This window comes from Mesorhizobium sp. M5C.F.Ca.IN.020.29.1.1, from assembly GCF_003997375.1.
Lineage (GTDB): Bacteria > Pseudomonadota > Alphaproteobacteria > Rhizobiales > Rhizobiaceae > Mesorhizobium > Mesorhizobium wenxiniae.
In genome coordinates this window covers 1-2,953 of the sequence record NZ_RZSW01000643.1, presented here as the reverse complement: position 1 = coordinate 2,953, position 2,953 = coordinate 1, and the positions used below count along the sequence as shown (strand labels likewise).

The following is a 2,953-nucleotide window of genomic DNA, read 5'->3' as shown; positions in this document are numbered from 1 at the left end:
GCCGCGGAGCGGACCAGATATGGGCGCGCCAAGCATCTCGGCAAGCTGATTGCCGGCGACCTGCTGATTGCCGGTTCGAGGTTTCAGAACGGCCGCTCCAGCCGGCATTGACCGGACTTCCGGCATTTGCGAAGCCGGCTTTGTTCACCAGGCTGTCACGTGTGTCGCTTAACCGGGTTTGCATCCGGTACGGAGCGATTCTCATGCGAACGACCTGGCTGAACCTTCTGCTTGCCGCCGCCTCGGTGCTCTTCACAGGCACGGCATCGGCAGGCGAAACACGCGCCAGACAAATTCTCGACCGTTTCGAACACGCCAACCAGTGGCGCGACCATGTCATGGTGGCGGCACACCGCGCCGGCAGTATGCAGGCCCGCAAGACGCTCTATGCGGAGAACTCGATCGCCGCCGTCGAGGCATCGATCGCGCTGGGTGCCGAAATCGTCGAGGTCGACGTCAGGCGCTCGAAGGACGGCCAGTTCGTCGTCATGCATGACAGCTGGCTCGACCGCACGACGAATTGCAATGGCGAGGTGGTCAAGCGCACGCTGGCCGAGCTCAAAACCTGCAGACTGGTGATCGAAGGCACCGGCGCTGTCACCGATGAGCCGGTTTCGACGCTGCGCGAAATGCTGATGGCGACCAAGGACAGGATACTCATCAACATCGACAACAAGCTCGATGTCGACAGCCTGGCCGGCATGATCGCAGTCGCGCGCGATCTGGGCATGGCCGAACAGGTGATCGTCAAGGAGAACCTGTGGAATCCGGCCAGAATCACCACTGTCAAAGCCGCCATGGGCGCGATCGGCAGTGGTTTCCAGTTCATGCCGATTATCGCCGATGACGCGGTTCGCGACGCCGGTTTCGCCGAGAAAGTCAGCGGGATCTTTTCGCCGCGCGCGGTCGAGATGATCAACTGGCGCGCGGGATCGGAGACGCTGACCGACACCGGCGGTCCGCTGTTCAGCCCCCGTATGCGCGCGGCGGCGATAAGGGGCGACTGGCACATCTGGGCCAATACCTACGCTATCGTCAATAAGCCGGGCGGCTTCCTTGCCGGCGGTCGCGGCGACGAGTTGGCGGTGCTCGCCAGTCTGCCGCGCGAGACGTACGGCTTCTGGGCCGAGCGCGGCGCCACCATCATCCAGACCGACGAGCCGAAAGCGGCGATCGACTGGCTGGCAGCGAACGGCTACCGCGTGCCTTATTCTGATGAGACGCGGCCGGCGGAGCCGGCGAACACCGCAAGCATCAACTAGACTGGATCGGAGCGGGGGCAAGGGAGCCGCTTCCCTGGATGGTCGCCAGCCCGCTGTCAGGCGGCCATCGCTACTCCGTCCAATTCCCTGGCGGCATCCTCCGGCAGATCGAGTTCGGCTGCGGCAAGGTTCTCAATGAGATGTGCGACCGATGAGGTGCCGGGAATGAGCAGGATATTGGGCGCGCGACCGAGTAGCCAGGCGAGCGCGACCTGCATCGGTGTGACGCCGAGGCGCTGAGCGACGCCGGATAGGGTAGACGACTGCAGCGGGTTGAAGCCGCCGAGTGGAAAGAACGGCACATAGGCGATGCCGTCGCGGGCGAGTTTGTCGATCAAGACATCGTCGCCCCTGTGCGCCAGATTGTATTGGTTCTGCACGCAGACGATCTCGGCGATCCGTCGCGCCTCTTCGATCTGTGCTGACGTGACATTGCTTAGCCCGATGTGGCGCACAAAACCCCGTCGCTGCAGCTCGGCCAGCACAGTGAGCGGCGCCTCGATCGATCCTTCCGCGGGCCCATGCGCGTCGAACATGATCCTGAGATTGACCACGTCCAGCACATCGAGCCCGAGATTGCGCAGATTGTCGTGCACCGCCTGGGTCAGCGCTTCGGACGAGAAGGCGGGGAGCCACGAGCCATCCGCGCCGCGAAGCGCACCGATCTTCGTGACGATCGTCAGATCGTCGGAATAGGGCGCGAGCGCCTCGCGGATCAGCAGATTGGTGACGTGGGGGCCGTAGAAGTCGCTGGTGTCGATGTGGTTCACCCCGCGCGCAACGGCTTCGCGCAGCACGTCCAAGGCTGCGTCGTGATCTCCAGGCGGACCAAAGACGCCGGGTCCTGCGAGCTGCATGGCGCCGTAGCCGAGCCGCTTCACGGTGCGGTCGCCGAGAGTGAACGTGCCGGAAAAGTCGATGCTGGACATAGTCTATCTCCGTTCAAAGATGACGCTGAGATAGGCGCTGTCCGATCTTACGATAATTGGCTACATTCCGCACGGGCTGTACGGAATATCGAACAATGAAGATCGATCTCGGAGACCTGAACGCCTTCGTGGCCGTGGCGCGGGCCAAGGGTTTTCGCGATGGCGCCCGCGCGAACGGCGGCAGCGCGTCGGGCTTGAGCGAGGCGGTGCGCCGGCTCGAGACGCAGCTCGGTGTCAGGCTGCTCAACAGGACGACCCGCAGCGTCGTCCTGACAGAAGCGGGTGCGAGCTTGCTGGCCCGGCTCGGTCCAGCCTTAACCGAGGTCGAGGCAGCACTTGACGTTGTGAACGGCTTCCGCGACCGGCCGGCAGGTACGTTGCGCCTTAATGTGCCGGTCAGCGCGGCGCGGCTGGTGCTGCCCCGCATAGTTCCGCGGTTCCTCGCCGCCTATCCCGGCATCCGGCTGGAGGTGATCGCCGAGGAGAGTTTTGTCGATGTGTTGGCGGCGGGGTGCGATGCCGGGATCCGTTACGATGAGCGGCTGGAACAAGACATGATCGCGGTGCCGATCGGGCCGCGCGTGCAGCGCTTCGCCACCGCTGCCAGCCCCGCCTACCTTGATCGCCAAGGCCGGCCTGAGCACCCGCGCGATCTTCTCGGCCACGCCTGCCTGCGCGGCCGCTTCGCCAGCGGCGCGATGCCGCTTTGGGAATTCGAGCGAGACGGCGAGGTGGTGCAGGTCGATCCGGCGGGGCCGCTTC

Annotated in this window: 3 protein-coding genes; 2 read left to right on the top strand and 1 reads right to left on the bottom strand. The window is 64.5% G+C overall.

Features of this window, described 5'->3' with window-relative positions; all coding sequences use genetic code 11:
* Positions 1 to 203: 203 nt before the first annotated feature.
* Complete coding sequence (locus tag EOA85_RS31400) at positions 204 to 1,262, top strand: glycerophosphodiester phosphodiesterase family protein (protein WP_127212326.1); 1,059 nt, start codon at positions 204 to 206, stop codon at positions 1,260 to 1,262.
* Between the two features lie 56 nt (positions 1,263 to 1,318).
* Here the strand turns inward: EOA85_RS31400 and EOA85_RS31395 are convergent, their stop codons facing one another.
* Complete coding sequence (locus EOA85_RS31395) at positions 1,319 to 2,191, bottom strand: aldo/keto reductase family oxidoreductase (RefSeq protein WP_127212325.1); 873 nt, start codon at positions 2,189 to 2,191, stop codon at positions 1,319 to 1,321.
* A 95-nt stretch (positions 2,192 to 2,286) separates the two neighbouring features.
* Between EOA85_RS31395 and EOA85_RS31390 the strand changes: the two genes are divergently transcribed.
* Positions 2,287 to 2,953: LysR family transcriptional regulator (locus EOA85_RS31390; protein ID WP_127212324.1), on the top strand; the 667-nt coding region annotated here is incomplete at its 3' end.

What these genes read in the sequence shown, in the direction of transcription:
- EOA85_RS31395 (WP_127212325.1), bottom strand. Translation starts at nt 2,191, where the DNA reads ATGTCCAGCATCGACTTTTCCGGCACGTTCACTCTCGGCGACCGCACC.
- EOA85_RS31400 (WP_127212326.1), top strand. Translation starts at nt 204, where the DNA reads ATGCGAACGACCTGGCTGAACCTTCTGCTTGCCGCCGCCTCGGTGCTC.